Here is a 14178-nt window from a genome sequence, read left to right as displayed (position 1 = left end):
CATGACGGACAATCGCGAGCGGACGGATTTTGACGAGGAAATCGACCGGCGCGCTGTTCCGGCGTTGAAGGTCCATCCGATGGTGCTGGGCGAGGGTGGCGAGGGCCTGTTTGCTGCCGGTGTGGCCGACATGGATTTCAAAGCCCCGCAGGTGGTGCGCGATGCAATGCAGGCGCGGCTGGATCACGGGGTTTTCGGTTACGAGGCTGTGCCCGGGGGGCTGTATCCGGCACTATGTAACTGGCAGAAAAACCGCCACGGCTGGGCGCTGGATCAGGCCCATATCCTGCGCGCGCCCAATGTGCTGAACATCCTTGCGATTGCCGCGTCCCTGTTCACGGATGCGGGGGGCGGGATCATCGTTCAGCCACCCGTGTTCTTCGATTTCTACGATGTGGTGCAGGAAAACGGGCGGGTTGTGGTGGAAAATCCGCTGATCCTGCGGGATGGCCGGTATTGTATGGATTTTGAAAATCTGGAGGCTTTAGTCGCTGATCCACGCAACAAAATGTTGTATTTGTGTAATCCCCACAACCCCGTTGGACGGGTCTGGACGCGGGATGAGCTGCGGAAACTGGGGGATATCTGCGCACGGCACGGGGTACTGGTTGTGTCGGATGAAATTCACGGCGATGTGACTTTTGCGGGACATGACTACACGCCCTTTGCCAGTCTTGGGGCGGATTACGCACAAAATGTGATCATCGCTTTGTCACCGGCCAAAAGCTTTAATATCGCCGCCTGTTGCTCGGCCTTTGCGGTAATTGCGGATGAGGACAGGCGCAAGGCGTTTCAGGTGGAGAACAGCCGCCTGACGGTGAACAAGAACAACAGCTTTGCCTCGGTCGCGATGCTGGCGGCTTATCGCGATGGCGGGCCGTGGTTGAAGGACGTGATGGAATATATCGCGGGCAATCTGGCACTGATGCGGGACCGGCTGGCGGGCATTGACGGGGTGGAATTGATTGAGCCGGAAGGCACATTTCTGGCGTGGCTGGATTTTCGCGCCCTTGGGCTGTCGCCGGATGAGTTAACCACGTTCCTGCGGCAAAAGGCAGGCTGGGCGGTGACGCGCGGGCAGGCATTCGGCAAACAGGGTGAAGGGTTTGCACGGGTGAATATCGCCTGCACGCGGGCGCGGCTGGAAAAGGCGCTGGAACGTTTGGTGAAAAGCCTGCGGGAAGAATAGCCAGACAACGAGTGGGTTTTCAGAGCGTGGGTTGAGTGAAGGTTTTGTCGTTGGCTGACATATCCATTAAACCGGTTTAGTGGATATATTGAGGATATGCTTTAACCAAGTAATTACAGCCATTTACGTGAAAAAAGCAGTGCTTTACCTAACCCCGATATCCGCCAGCGCCGACATCAGCTCCACCGGCAGATCATCCCCGGCAACCGCTCCCTTACCCAGATCAGCAGGGCTGTCGGCCGGTTCCAGATAACGCCAGCCCTGAAACGGGCGGCGCACGGCGGACTGGGTGCGGATGATTTCCGGATCCATCACGATGGCGCACCGGCGGATACCGTCCTCGCCGATCACCTCGTCCAGCCGGATAACCCGTTGACGGCACTGGATCACCCCCTTGATCACCCAGTAGATCGAGCCACCGTTCAGCAGTTCCTTTTCGCGCCGCGGCCACATGCGCGTGATGTGGCGCGGATGCTTTGGTCCGCCCTCGCGCAGGATACGGGCGCGATAGGTTTGCAGGTGCTCGACCGAGTCGATCCCGACGCTGAGTTTCACCAGATTTATGGTTTTGCCCACCATGTGCCCCCAAGATGTGCTATGTTGCGACTCGGGCAATCATAGGGCAAAACGCGGCAATTACAATTGACCCACACGCGTCTTGGGCCTATTGTCGCCTCCCTTGCTGCCACCAACAGGACATCCGAACATGAGCCGTTTCTCTGCGCCAATCGCCGAACAAATCTGGGATATGAAGTATCGCCTGAAGGGTCGCGATGGCAAAGTAATGGACGAATCGGTCGAGGATACATGGCGCAGGATTGCCCGCGCCTTGGCCAAAGGCGATGACGCCCCCGAGGCGCGCGAGGGCGAATTCTACGACGCCTTGCAGGATTTCAAATTCCTGCCTGCTGGCCGGATCACCGCAGGGGCGGGCACGGGCCGCGCCGTGACAATGTTCAACTGTTTCGTCATGGGCACGATCCCCGACGATATGGGCGGCATTTTCGACATGTTGAAAGAGGCCGCGCTAACCATGCAGCAGGGCGGTGGCATCGGCTATGATTTTTCCACCATCCGGCCCAAGGGCGCGGATGTGAAGGGGGTGGGGGCCGATGCCTCGGGTCCGATTTCCTTCATGGATGTGTGGGACGCGATGTGCCGTACCATCATGTCCGCCGGATCGCGACGCGGGGCGATGATGGCGGTCATGCGCTGTGACCACCCCGATATTCAGGATTTCATCACCGCCAAACGCGACCCCGCGCGCCTGCGCATGTTCAACCTGTCGGTGCTGGTGACGGATGATTTCATGCAAGCGGTCAAGGATGATGGCCCGTGGGATTTGAAATTCAACGACACGGTGTATCACACACTGAAGGCACGGGATTTGTGGAACCAGATCATCCAGTCCACCTATGATTTCGCCGAACCCGGGGTGATTTTCATCGACCGGATCAACGCGATGAACAACCTGTCCTATTGCGAAACCATCGCCGCGACCAACCCTTGCGGTGAACAACCTTTGCCGCCCTATGGCGCGTGCCTGCTGGGGTCGGTGAACCTTGCGCGGCTGGTCAATGATCCGTTCGAGGAAAACGCACGGCTGGACGAAACAGCGCTGGACGATCTGGTGCGCACGGCGGTGCGGATGATGGACAATGTGATCGATACCAGCCGCTTTCCGCTAGAGGCGCAGGCGCAAGAGGCCCATGCCAAGCGGCGGATCGGCCTTGGTGTAACCGGCCTTGCCGATGCGCTGTTGATGGTGGGCTTGCGGTATGGCTCGGATCAGGCGGCGCAACAGACCGAAGAGTGGATGAAACAGATCGCGCGGGCCGCTTATCTGGCCTCGGTTGATCTGGCTAAAGAGAAGGGCGCCTTCCCGCTGTTTGACGCAGATAAATATCTGGCCAGCGGTACCATGCAGATGATGGATGACGATGTGCGCGATGCAATCCGCAAATACGGTATCCGCAACGCGCTGCTGACCTCGATCGCCCCGACCGGTACAATCAGCCTTTATGCCGGCAATGTCAGTTCCGGCATCGAGCCAGTGTTCGCCTATGCCTACACCCGCAAGGTGCTGCAAAACGACGGCACCCGCACCGAGGAAGAAGTGGTCGATTACGCCGTGCAGCTGTGGCGCGAGAAATTCGGGGACAAGGAATTGCCCGACTATTTCGTCAACGCTCAAACACTGGCCCCGCTGGATCACGTCAAAATGCAGGCGGCGGCGCAGAAATGGGTGGACAGTTCGATCTCGAAAACCATTAACTGCCCCGAAGATATCAGTTTTGCCGATTTTCAGGACGTCTATATGCAGGCCTGGGACAGCGGCTGTAAGGGGTGCACCACCTACCGGCCCAATGATGTGACCGGCTCGGTTCTGACGGTCAGCGAAACGTCTGACAAGACACCCGAGGCCGATACCGGCGCCGATGTGGTCTATCTATCCGAACCGCTGGACCGGCCCAAAGAGCTGGAAGGCAATACCTACAAGCTGAAATGGCCCGAGAGCGAACACGCGATCTATATCACCGTGAACGATCTGGTGGTGAACGGGCACAGACGGCCGTTCGAGGTGTTCATCAACTCGAAAAACATGGAGCATTTCGCCTGGACGGTGGCCCTGACGCGGATGATTTCAGCGGTGTTCCGGCGCGGGGGGGATGTTTCCTTTGTGGTTGAGGAGCTAAAGGCCGTGTTCGATCCGCGTGGCGGGGCGTGGATGGAGGGCAAATATGTGCCGTCCATTCTGGCTGCGATTGGCGGGGTGATCGAACGGCACATGATCCACACCGGATTTATCGAGGGCGAAGGCATGGGCCTGAAATCGGACCCGCACGCGCAAGTCGTCAATCTGGACGCACCGCGCGGACAGGCCTGTCCGAAATGCGGGCAGTATGATTTGCGGATGGTTGAAGGCTGCATGACCTGCGGCAGTTGCGGGCACAGCAAATGCGGTTAAGGCGCAACTGGTCTGTGACAACGTACCCATAGTGTTGCCATTTTGACCCCAGGGATTGCCATTTCGAGCTCATAGATTTGCCATCGCGAATTTCGTTCGTGGTTTACTGAGTTGTAAACTGGAGTGTGAGTCTCAATTTCGGCCAACGTGGCAAGAAGAAATTGTGAGTTTGGTCTTCGCTTCCATGGGCACAGAAAGTTCGATCGCAATCACATGGCAAACCGGTACGCCGCCGATACCCCCAATTAGCTCAATCCCAGATTGCAACACTGCTCACTCACGGCTATCGTTTGCTAAAAGTAGCGACCCAAAAAAAGAAATTTTTAGAATAGTTTAGGGGGAGAAGATCAGCTTGGTTATGTTCTTTAGCAGAGACGAGGTTAGCCGTGAACTTGTCGAGGTATCCAAAATTCAAGATGTTGAAGCTGGTGTTCAGCAAGCACCGCTTAACAACCTCACAGATGCCGCTTTCGAGCTTCTTCTGTGGGACATTTTCGGCAGTCTGAGGCATTCTAAAGAATACTACGATAACGCTACGCTTATGGTCGCCGGAGCTGACCAAGGTCGGGATGTCTGGCTGACAAGGCATGGGGACCCTGCAGGACTGGTCCAGTGTAAGCGCCTTACTTCCGCGTTTAGTGCCCCAGAGGCACTTCGTGAGGTAATAAAATTCATTTTGTTCGCTGAGTTGAATCCGGAACTTCTCAAGAAGGACCTGCCGTTCAAATATTCTCTCGCGGTTTCCACGGATCCAGCGGCGACAACCGTTAGTTTTTTCGATTCTCCGGCTCAGTGGCTCACAAACAATGATGAGTCTATTCTGGGTTATCTCAATGAAGTAATATGTGAATAGGCATGCAAAATTGACCCACTTGGGTGGGTAATTGGCGTTTAAAATTGACCCACCTGTTTTGTTAACATCCGCGTATTTGGGCGCGGAGAATGATCAGGTGATATTAATGGAAAGTGCAGCAAAGATCCGTCGTTTGGTTTTGCGAGATGGACGAAGCATCCGGTCTGTGAGCCGGAGCACGGGTTTATCCCGTAATACGATCAAGAAGTATTTGAACGATGCAACGCCGCCGCGTTATCAGCGCAGTCAACCACCGGTTCGGCACAAGTTACAGGGTTTTGAAGACCGCCTACGCAGCCTTTTTGAGCAAGATCAGAAACGGGCCCGCCGAGAACGGCGTACCGCTGTTAAGCTTTATGAGCAGTTGGTTGAAGAGGGATATGCCGGTTCATATTCTCCGGTTTGTCGATTTGTCAAAGCGCTGAAGGCAGATGGATCAGAAATACTGCATGCCTATATTCCCTTGCATTTTAAAGCAGGAGATGCGTTGCAATTTGACTGGAGTGAGGAGCACGTTGTTCTGGGCGGCGTTGAGCAAAAGATCAAAGTTGCGCATTTTCGCCTGTGTCATAGCCGCAAACCTTTCATTGTGGCTTATCCGGGTGAATCTCAGGAGATGGTGCTGGATGCATTTGTGCGCGCATTATCGTTTTACGGCGGAGTGCCGCGTCGGGTAATTATCGACAATCCAAAGAGTTGACAGTGATTGCGCCATTGGTCCGAGCAACCACTGGCGACGGTAACCTACGTGTCACGCTCAAAGGATAGGGTCACGCATCATTGCTCAATCATCGAGACCGGCAATGACTCGTTCCGCTTCGCACAAAGCAAAAACAGCCGCGTTCAATAAGCCGCAGCGCAAACAAAGCCAATAGACGAGCTCGCTATATGAGGGCATCTCGCCTATTGGCTTTGCCCCTCAAAGGTGGGTCACTTTTAAATGCCAAAACAGGGTCAGTTTTAAACGCTCATTGACAGTTCACGCAGCGCGACAATGGCGAGAAGCGAAGCGGGATCAGTTTTTCCGGTCTGCTGAACGCCATCGACGGGGTGGCCGCCCAGGAGGGGCGCGCACTGGTGATGACCACCAACCACCGCGAGCGGCTGGATCCGGCGCTGATCCGTCCCGGTCGGGCGGACGTGCATATGGAACTGGGCCTGATTGGCGCGGCAACCGCACAGCGTCTGTTCCTGCGGTTCTTTCCGGATCATCCCGATCTGGGGGACCGGTTCTGCCGGGCGCTGGGGGATCGACGGTTTTCCCCCGCCGAGGTGCAAAGCTGGCTGCTGGCCCAAAGCAATGATGCCGAAGAGGCATCCATGGCAACGGGTCTGTTGCAGGCCCCCGTGGCAATCGCCGCACAATAAGACGGTTCGCAGTTCTGCATTCGGATTGCGGACCGTCACCGATTTTCAGAAATCCCCCACATCGCATTGCAAACAGGTGATCCCGTTGCGCCGCCACATATCGACGACCTGTTGGCGATCATCCACGGTGAACGCGATCTGGCGTCCCTCGGCCAGCAGCAAATCCAGAATTTCCTTTTTGATGATGTGATCTGCGCGGTTGTCCTTGTCCGCCCGCATCAATATGCGTCCAAACGGTATTTCATTCCAGATCAGCCATTGTTTGGTAACCGCGCGGTGCTTTTCATTGCGACCCGAGGCCAGCACCATATCAAACTGCCCCGTTTCCCACAGGGATTTATACAGGGTCACCACCGGCACATTCGGGGTGTCATCCCCCATTGCCGCGTTGAACCGGTTCCAGTCCGGACGATCCCCGTCCAGAAATCCGCGCCGGTGGCGGATGTCGGCAAGGGTGCCGTCGATGTCGAAAATTACGGTCTGTTTCACAGGGCGCCCCAAGATACGGCGAAAAGGCCGATGCGTTAGCGCCGCCCCTTTCTGTTCTTTTTGTTCATCCAGAACGGTGGAATATCCCCCGCCATAATGCAACCGAACGGGTCGATATAATCGACGATTTCGGCCAGGTCGTATTTCTTGATCTGTTCCACCACCGTATCGGCCTTTTTATAGCTGGACGGCAGTTCGGATGCGTCGATCTTGTTCGCAAAGAACCGGATATCCAGACCGGCGGTTTCAGCCGCCAGCATTTGTTCGGGCGTCACTTCCCCCATCCGGCGCTTGTGCTCGGAACGGGAAAAGTTGCGACCGGCCCCGTGCGGGCTGAACCCCAGCGCGTGATCCCTGTCCTTGCCGCGCACGACCAGCACAGGCTCGGCCATGTTCAGCGGGATCAGGGTCAGGCCCGTGGCATCCGGCGCGTATCCGTCCCAGGCAGGGGTTGCGCCCTTGCCGTGGTAGTAGATATCGCCGCGCCGAAAGACAAAGTTGTGTTCATTCCAGAACCTTTCCTTCATCTGTGCCCCTACGGATTCCACCGTGGCCTGATGCAGGCCGGTATGGTTGGCCTTGGTCCATTTGCGGATCAGTTGCAGCGCTTCCCAGTAATCCTTGCCCTCTTGTGTGTCGGCAGGGATCCATGCGTTTTGCTTCAACGTATCGGGCGACAGTTTCTTGCGAAACTTTTGCGCCACATTCATACCCAGCTTATACAGCACCGCGCCTGGCCCGCGTGATCCATGATGCGTGACCATGCAGGTCTCACCGGTTGCCCGCGACGTGCCGACAAACAGGAAATGGTTGCCATCGCCTTGGGTCCCCATATGCTCCACAATCATGCGCTGCATTTTGGGGCCGTCCAGAAAAGGGTTGGCAGCAAAGGCCTCGATCATCTTCTGGCTGACGGTAAACCGCTGCCCCTGTTTGCGCCCGCCTGCACCGAAATGGGTCACCGCATGGGCGGCGTCCAGAACGGCTTTGGGATCGGCATCACCGAAATTGGTCAGCATCACCGAGCAACAGATATCAGCCGAGTGCATCCCCGGATGGATCGCGTTTCGGGTCGCGACCACACCGCCCACAGGGATCGTCCCGACAGGCCCCGCCGGACAGGCATCGGGCATCACCGAACCCGCGATAACGGTCGGGGTGCGCATGACAGCCGTCATGGTTTCGCCCACCTTTTCGATGTTGTCCAACTCGTCCGCATCGCTTGCGTCAATGTTGACGTGAAACGGCACGGCCCCTGTTTCATGCAGCGGCAGGGTTGGCGGGGCAGGGGGCGGTTTCAGGCGCTCCAGCTTATTGCGGATCAGATCCAGATCATAGCCAGCAGCAAAGGCGGCCTGCCCCTCGGACAGGGCCTTGCCAAAATCGGGGCCGGGAACATGGCCCCAGCTTTTCAGCAGATCAGAGGTGAGTTCATTCGTTACGTTTGTCATTTTGATACCTTAAAGAAATCAAAGCCCTGGCGACAAGGGTGGGGTGAAACGGGTTAACTGCTCTACCGGGCTGAGCTACGCGGGGGCTGTGCCCCACGGCGGGATTCGAACCCGCGACACGATGTAGTTCCACCTGCATTGGCCAAGGTATTGAGGGCGAGGGACAAGTGACAGCAAGATTTCCGCAAACGTGATGCGGGCCAGTTTCGAATTGGCAAATCCAATGTAATCCTGCAAGCATTCCCTCTGATTTCTATTCCTTTCATTTGTTACGTTGTTATGGCTCGGCTGGTTGGGATCGAACCAACGACACCCTGATTAACAATCAGGCGCTCTGCCACTGAGCTACAGCCGAATATGTCGGGTCAGGAGGACAAGTTAGATGCGAGACGGCCCGTGTTAGGGGATCTGGGATAAAGATGTAGTCCCGCAGGCATTCCTCCAAATTTTGTATCAACAAGCCCCGGCGACAAGGAAATAAGAAACATTTCCGGGATCCCGCCCATGCCAGAGAGCGCCTGCAAGGTGGGGAGTCGAACCCCACGGATGACCCGAAGTTGTGCATGTAGTTCCTTAGGCATTCGCCGGGGCTATTCTCCTTTTTTTGTTACAGTTCTACGTTTTCAATTTCACCGACCCAATGGGACGGCCCGAGCCTGTCCGCAGCAAATGCCGCGATCTGGTCGAACACAGTGTCCGAGAAGCCGCCGATATTCAGCACATCCTTTTGCTCCTTGGCTTGCGTCGTCCCGTATGGGGCGATGTCGATGCAGACCAGTTTGGCCTTTGGATTGCGCTGTTTCAGCACGTTCCATTGCTTCATCATCGCTGTTCCGCGCCCAGTCAGGGTATCTGCCCACGACTCGTTATCCGACACAAAGACCACCAGATCAGGCGACAGCCCTTTGGCCACCAGCCATTCCAGAGGTGCGGAACAGTTTGTCCCGCCGCCGCCCAGATCGGCCAAACGCTGTGCGTTGGTCAGGATCGTGTCCTTTGGCTCCAGCACGGTTTCCCGCACCTTGACCTCGAACGGCAGAACCCTGGCGCGCGGATTTTTCCGCAACACAGCCGCCGCAACCAGACCGGCAACATCGACATAGCGCGTCATTGTTGTCGCCCCGGGGCGATACCCCGTGGCCGGCCAGTGCATCGAACCCGATACATCCGGACAGACCACAACAGACCCTTTGAACGTCGGCACATTCTGCACCGCCAATTCCATCGCGTCATGCAGGGCCTCGCGGATTTCAGCAGGCATATCGGCGGACAAGGCCTGATAGGCCGTCATCAACTGATACGGGAAAACCCGTGCCTTTTTGATCCGCGCAGGGTCGCGCAGGGTGGCCGCTACATGCTTGCGCATGTTCGCCATATCCAGAACCCCATGCCGCAGAAACGTGTTCAGGTTCATCCGTGTCATTTGCCATGACGCGTTCTTGGCAATCTTCGCCCAGTGTTTGGGCGTCAATTCCAGCTGCGTCAGCATTTGAAACGGAACCACAGGCAGTGGCCCTTTCCCCGTTTCCTTGAACCGCAGATATTCCTGCACGTTCAGCGGCAACAGTTCTACATCGCACGGCTTGCCGATGATCCACGCAAACAGGGCCTCGCGGGCCGCATTGGCGGGTTTCGGGTGCACCATCTTGATGACATCGGCCAAAGACGGATCGTTACCGATATTGGCGTTCAGGATCGCCCAGTCGGACGCCTCGTTCAGCCAGTTCGCAACCATCCGTTTCGGCGCGGACCCCAGCGATTTGCGGCCCGTCTGCCCCGACCGCATGATCTGCACAAAGGTGCGCAGCATCTTGCCGTTATCCACCACCCGCCCGAAAGCGGTTGTGAACAGGATCGGGTCCAGCCGTGCCAGAACTGCCAGCAACAGCGCGGGCATATCTTTCATATGCCCCTTTTGCCGCGTGTAGATGGCGGTTTTGGTCAGAAATGTCGGGTCAACCGATTCAGCCAGTGTCAGAACATATTCCAGTTCTTCCATCGGGTCAGTGTAAACCATTGCACCGAATGTCCCTGTCATTGCGACCTGGGCCAGGGCGTGGGCATCAGAATGAGCGTAGGCCGGTGCTGCGTGTTTATTCAGCGTCTCGGTTGCTGGCAGCAACCGGCCTTTGATCGATGCAAACACGGATTTGTTCGCCATTGTTTTCTTCCTTCTTTTTTGTGGGGTCTTTTTGTGGGATGTAGGCGCAAAGAGGGAGAAAAAATGAAAACTCTGTAAGATGTTGATATTAATTGGAAAATATAAGTGGCGGTGTTTTTCCTGCAAAAAACACTATTGAATAATATACGAAATTATACAAAAAGATAAACTATGAAGAAAAATGTCGTCATAGGCTTTCTAGGCACCCAGATGGATGCCGGTAAACGGCGCAAGTGGCGCCCGTCGGTGCAACTGTGTGAACACCCCGATTTTCCGGTGGAACGGTTTGAATTGCTGCACGATGCCCGCTGGCGGTCTTTGGCAGGGAAAATCAAGGCGGCGATCCAGTCGGTCAGCCCCGGAACCGAGGTTCTGCTGAATGAAATCAACATTGATAATCCGTGGGACTTTGAACAGGTCTACGGCGCGCTGTTCGATTTTGCGCAAAACTACGGCTTTGATGACGAGCGCGAGCAATACCATGTGCATCTGACCACCGGCACCCATGTGGCGCAGATCTGTTGGTTCCTGCTGGCGGAATCCCGTCATGTGCCAGCCAAACTGGTGCAGACCGGCCCGCCGCGCAACAACACGCCGGATATTGGTACGCTTCAGGTCATCGATCTGGACCTGTCGAAATACAATGCGCTTCAGCAGCGGTTTGAACGGGTTTCGGGCGAATATAACACCCTGCTGAAAGGCGGGATAGAAACCCGAAATCCGGTGTTCAACGCGCTGATCGAACGGATGGAGGTGGTGGTGTCCAATTCGGATGCGCCACTGTTGCTGGTGGGGCCAACAGGCACGGGGAAATCCGATCTGGCGGCGCGGCTCTATGAATTGAAACTGCAACGCCGTCGGATCAAGGGGCGGCTGGTGCATGTGAATTGTTCGACCCTGCAAGGGGAACGCGCCATGTCCACCCTGTTTGGTCACAGGCGCGGGGCGATGGCGGGGGCACAATCGGAACGCGGCGGTTTGCTGAAAGAGGCCGACGGCGGGGTGCTGTTTCTGGACGAGATTGACGAACTGGGGCTGGACGAGCAGGCGATGATCCTGCACGCGGTGGAAAGCGGCAAGTATTTCCCGCTGGGATCCGATTACGAGGTCACAAGCCGGTTCCATCTGATTGCAGGGGCCAGCCGTGATCTGGCCGGACTGGTGGCGCAGGGGAAATTCCGCGCGGACCTGTATGCGCGGCTGAACTTGTGGACCTTCCGCCTGCCGGCCTTGCGCGAACGACCCGAGGATATAGCTCCCAATCTGGAATATGAATTCGAGAAGGTTGGAAAGATGCTGGGCAATCAGGTTGCTTTCAACGCCGATGCCTTGCCAGCCTATCTGCGCTTTGCCACCGATCCATCCACGCCGTGGCCGGGAAATTTCCGTGACCTTGGGGCCTCGGTTCAGCGGATGTGCACATTGTCGCCGCGGGGACGGGTCACTCTGCCGATGGTTCAGGATGAAATCGCCACCCTGCAGCGTATCTGGAAGGACGCCCATGCCGACGCCGATGCAGTTCTGCTGGCCGAGGTGTTGGGGGAGGGTGCCGCGCAGATAGACCTGTTTGATCAGGCGCAACTGGCCTCGGCGATCCGCATCTGCCGTGAAAGCAAAAGCCTGAGTGCGGCGGGGCGACGGCTGTTTGCTGTGTCGCGGCTAGAGAAGAAAAGCCGCAATGACGCAGACCGGCTGCGCAAATATCTGGAAAAGTTCGGGCTGGACTGGGCGCAGCTGGTGCAATGATGCCCGCTGCGGGCCTGAAAGCATATGTTGTGGCCGGATATGCCGAACCCTGCTTGACCAATCCCTTCGGCTCTATCATATCCCTTTCCTATGACTGACCTTAGCAAAATCCGCAATTTCTCGATCGTGGCGCATATCGACCACGGGAAATCCACCCTTGCCGACCGGCTGATTCAGGAAACCGGCACGGTCAAGGAACGTGACATGCAGGCACAATTGCTGGATACGATGGATATCGAACGCGAACGCGGCATCACCATCAAGGCCAACACGGTGCGTATCGATTACACCGCGGATGATGGGGAAACCTATGTCCTGAACCTGATCGACACCCCCGGCCACGTCGATTTCGCCTACGAAGTGTCGCGCAGCATGCGCGCGGTCGAAGGCTCGCTGCTGGTGGTGGATTCCTCGCAAGGGGTCGAGGCGCAGACGCTTGCCAATGTCTATCACGCGATCGAGGCGGATCACGAAATCGTCCCCGTGCTGAACAAGATCGACCTGCCCGCGTCCGAACCCGACCGCGTGGCCGAACAGATCGAGGATGTGATCGGCATTGACGCCACCGGTGCCATTCTGGTCTCGGCCAAAACCGGCGAGGGGATCCACGAAACGCTCGAAGCTATCGTCAACGAACTGCCTGCCCCCAAGGGCGAGCGCGATGCGCCGCTCAAGGCCATGCTGGTTGACAGCTGGTATGACGCCTACCTTGGCGTGATCGTCCTGGTGCGCATCATCGACGGCGTGCTGAAAAAGGGCGACCGCATCCGCATGATGCACACCAACGCCGTTTATCCGGTGGACCGTATCGGCGTGTTCCGCCCGCAGATGGAACCGATCGACGAATTGGGGCCGGGCGAAATCGGCTTTCTGACCGCCAGCATCAAACAGGTGCGCGACACCCGCGTCGGCGATACGATTACCCACGAGAAAAAGGGCTGTGCGGAGGCACTGGACGGTTTTAAGCCTGCCCAACCCGTGGTGTTCTGCGGGCTGTTCCCTGTCGATAACGCCGAATTTGAGGACCTGCGCGAGGCGATTTCCAAACTCTCGCTGAATGACGCGTCGTTCAGTTCGGAAATGGAAACCAGCGCCGCGCTGGGCTTCGGCTTTCGCTGCGGCTTCCTTGGTCTGCTGCACCTCGAAGTGATCCGCGACCGGCTGGAACGCGAATACAACATCGACCTGATCACCACCGCCCCCAGCGTGATCTACCACGTCTACCTGCGCGACGGCAGCATGATGGAACTGCACAACCCCGCCGATATGCCCGACATGTCGCTGGTGGACCATCTGGAAGAACCGCGCATCAAGGCGACCATTCTGGTGCCCGACGAATACCTTGGCGATGTGCTAAAGCTGTGTCAGGACCGGCGCGGCATCCAGATTGACCTGACCTATGCGGGCAGCCGCGCGATGGTGGTCTATGATCTGCCACTGAACGAAGTGGTGTTCGATTTTTATGATCGCCTGAAATCGGTCACCAAAGGCTATGCGTCCTTTGACTATACAATCGAGGATTACCGCGAGGACCGGCTGGTGAAAATGTCGATCCTTGTGAACGAGGAGCCTGTGGACGCCCTGTCCACCATGGTGCATCAGGACCGCGCCGAAGCCCGTGGCCGCGCGATGGTCGAAAAGCTCAAGGATCTGATCCCCCGCCACATGTTCAAAATCCCGATCCAGGCGGCAATTGGCGGGCGCGTAATTGCGCGGGAAACCCTGTCAGCCATGCGCAAGGACGTGACGGCGAAATGTTACGGTGGCGATGCGACGCGCAAGAAGAAGCTGCTAGAGAAGCAGAAGAAGGGCAAGAAGAAGATGCGTCAGTTCGGCAAGGTGGAAATCCCGCAGAGCGCGTTTATTTCGGCGTTGAAGATGGATGATTGATAAAGCGGCGTTTGTTGGGTGAGGTCCCCGCGTTCGCGGGGATGACAACAGCGTGTTCCTGCG

The 14178-nt window shown here is 56.9% G+C and carries 11 protein-coding genes, 1 tRNA gene and 1 pseudogene; 8 read left to right on the top strand and 5 right to left on the bottom strand.

Features of this window, described 5'->3' with window-relative positions; genetic code table 11:
• Window position 1: 1 nt before the first annotated feature.
• Window positions 2-1189: a MalY/PatB family protein gene (locus tag BAR1_RS12915; RefSeq protein WP_118943395.1), complete on the top strand. Its 1188-nt coding sequence runs from the start codon at window positions 2-4 to the stop codon at window positions 1187-1189.
• 144 nt (window positions 1190-1333) lie between these two features.
• Here the strand turns inward: BAR1_RS12915 and BAR1_RS12910 are convergent, their stop codons facing one another.
• Window positions 1334-1768 (bottom strand): DUF1489 family protein, encoded by a 435-nt coding sequence (locus BAR1_RS12910; protein ID WP_407681516.1) that lies wholly within the window; start codon window positions 1766-1768, stop codon window positions 1334-1336.
• A gap of 127 nt (window positions 1769-1895) precedes the next feature.
• Between BAR1_RS12910 and BAR1_RS12905 the strand changes: the two genes are divergently transcribed.
• The 5 genes and pseudogenes from BAR1_RS12905 (at window position 1896) to BAR1_RS18435 (ending at window position 6378) form a co-directional block, all read left to right on the top strand.
• Window positions 1896-4157, top strand: a complete 2262-nt coding sequence (locus BAR1_RS12905) for an adenosylcobalamin-dependent ribonucleoside-diphosphate reductase (protein ID WP_118943394.1) — start codon at window positions 1896-1898, stop codon at window positions 4155-4157.
• A gap of 352 nt (window positions 4158-4509) precedes the next feature.
• Window positions 4510-5010: a hypothetical protein gene (locus tag BAR1_RS12900; protein ID WP_162891783.1), complete on the top strand. Its 501-nt coding sequence runs from the start codon at window positions 4510-4512 to the stop codon at window positions 5008-5010.
• Window positions 5011-5041: 31 nt separating this feature from the next.
• Window positions 5042-5710: an IS21 family transposase gene (gene istA, locus BAR1_RS12895; protein WP_228408557.1), complete on the top strand. Its 669-nt coding sequence runs from the start codon at window positions 5042-5044 to the stop codon at window positions 5708-5710.
• Between the two features lie 305 nt (window positions 5711-6015).
• Window positions 6016-6156 (top strand): annotated as a pseudogene (locus BAR1_RS18440) (AAA family ATPase); the annotation flags it as partial.
• Entirely contained in the window at window positions 6157-6378 is a 222-nt protein-coding gene (locus BAR1_RS18435) for a hypothetical protein (protein WP_456107147.1), read from the top strand.
• Between the two features lie 45 nt (window positions 6379-6423).
• Here BAR1_RS18435 and BAR1_RS12880 read toward each other — a convergent pair whose 3' ends face one another.
• The 4 genes from BAR1_RS12880 to BAR1_RS12865 form a co-directional block, all read right to left on the bottom strand.
• Complete coding sequence (locus tag BAR1_RS12880) at window positions 6424-6867, bottom strand: phosphatase domain-containing protein (protein ID WP_162891782.1); 444 nt, start codon at window positions 6865-6867, stop codon at window positions 6424-6426.
• Window positions 6868-6902: 35 nt separating this feature from the next.
• On the bottom strand, window positions 6903-8318 hold the full coding sequence (locus tag BAR1_RS12875) for an RtcB family protein (protein ID WP_118943390.1): 1416 nt from the start codon (window positions 8316-8318) through the stop codon (window positions 6903-6905).
• A 280-nt stretch (window positions 8319-8598) separates the two neighbouring features.
• Window positions 8599-8673 (bottom strand) — tRNA-Asn (locus BAR1_RS12870).
• A 252-nt stretch (window positions 8674-8925) separates the two neighbouring features.
• On the bottom strand, window positions 8926-10479 hold the full coding sequence (locus BAR1_RS12865) for a vWA domain-containing protein (RefSeq protein ID WP_118943389.1): 1554 nt from the start codon (window positions 10477-10479) through the stop codon (window positions 8926-8928).
• Between the two features lie 171 nt (window positions 10480-10650).
• Here BAR1_RS12865 and rtcR point away from each other — a divergent pair, with 171 nt between their 5' ends.
• Both rtcR and lepA read left to right on the top strand, forming a co-directional pair.
• On the top strand, window positions 10651-12225 hold the full coding sequence (rtcR, locus tag BAR1_RS12860) for an RNA repair transcriptional activator RtcR (RefSeq protein WP_118943388.1): 1575 nt from the start codon (window positions 10651-10653) through the stop codon (window positions 12223-12225).
• Window positions 12226-12315: 90 nt separating this feature from the next.
• Window positions 12316-14115, top strand: coding sequence for a translation elongation factor 4 (gene lepA / locus BAR1_RS12855; protein WP_118943387.1), 1800 nt, complete (start codon window positions 12316-12318; stop codon window positions 14113-14115).
• The last annotated feature ends 63 nt before the right edge of the window (window positions 14116-14178 follow it).

Origin of the sequence: Profundibacter amoris (genome assembly GCF_003544895.1) — a bacterium.
GTDB classification, from domain to species: Bacteria; Pseudomonadota; Alphaproteobacteria; order Rhodobacterales; family Rhodobacteraceae; genus Profundibacter; species Profundibacter amoris.
The sequence above is the reverse complement of the archived record's forward strand: the minus strand, read 5'-3'. Positions and strand labels throughout refer to the sequence as shown.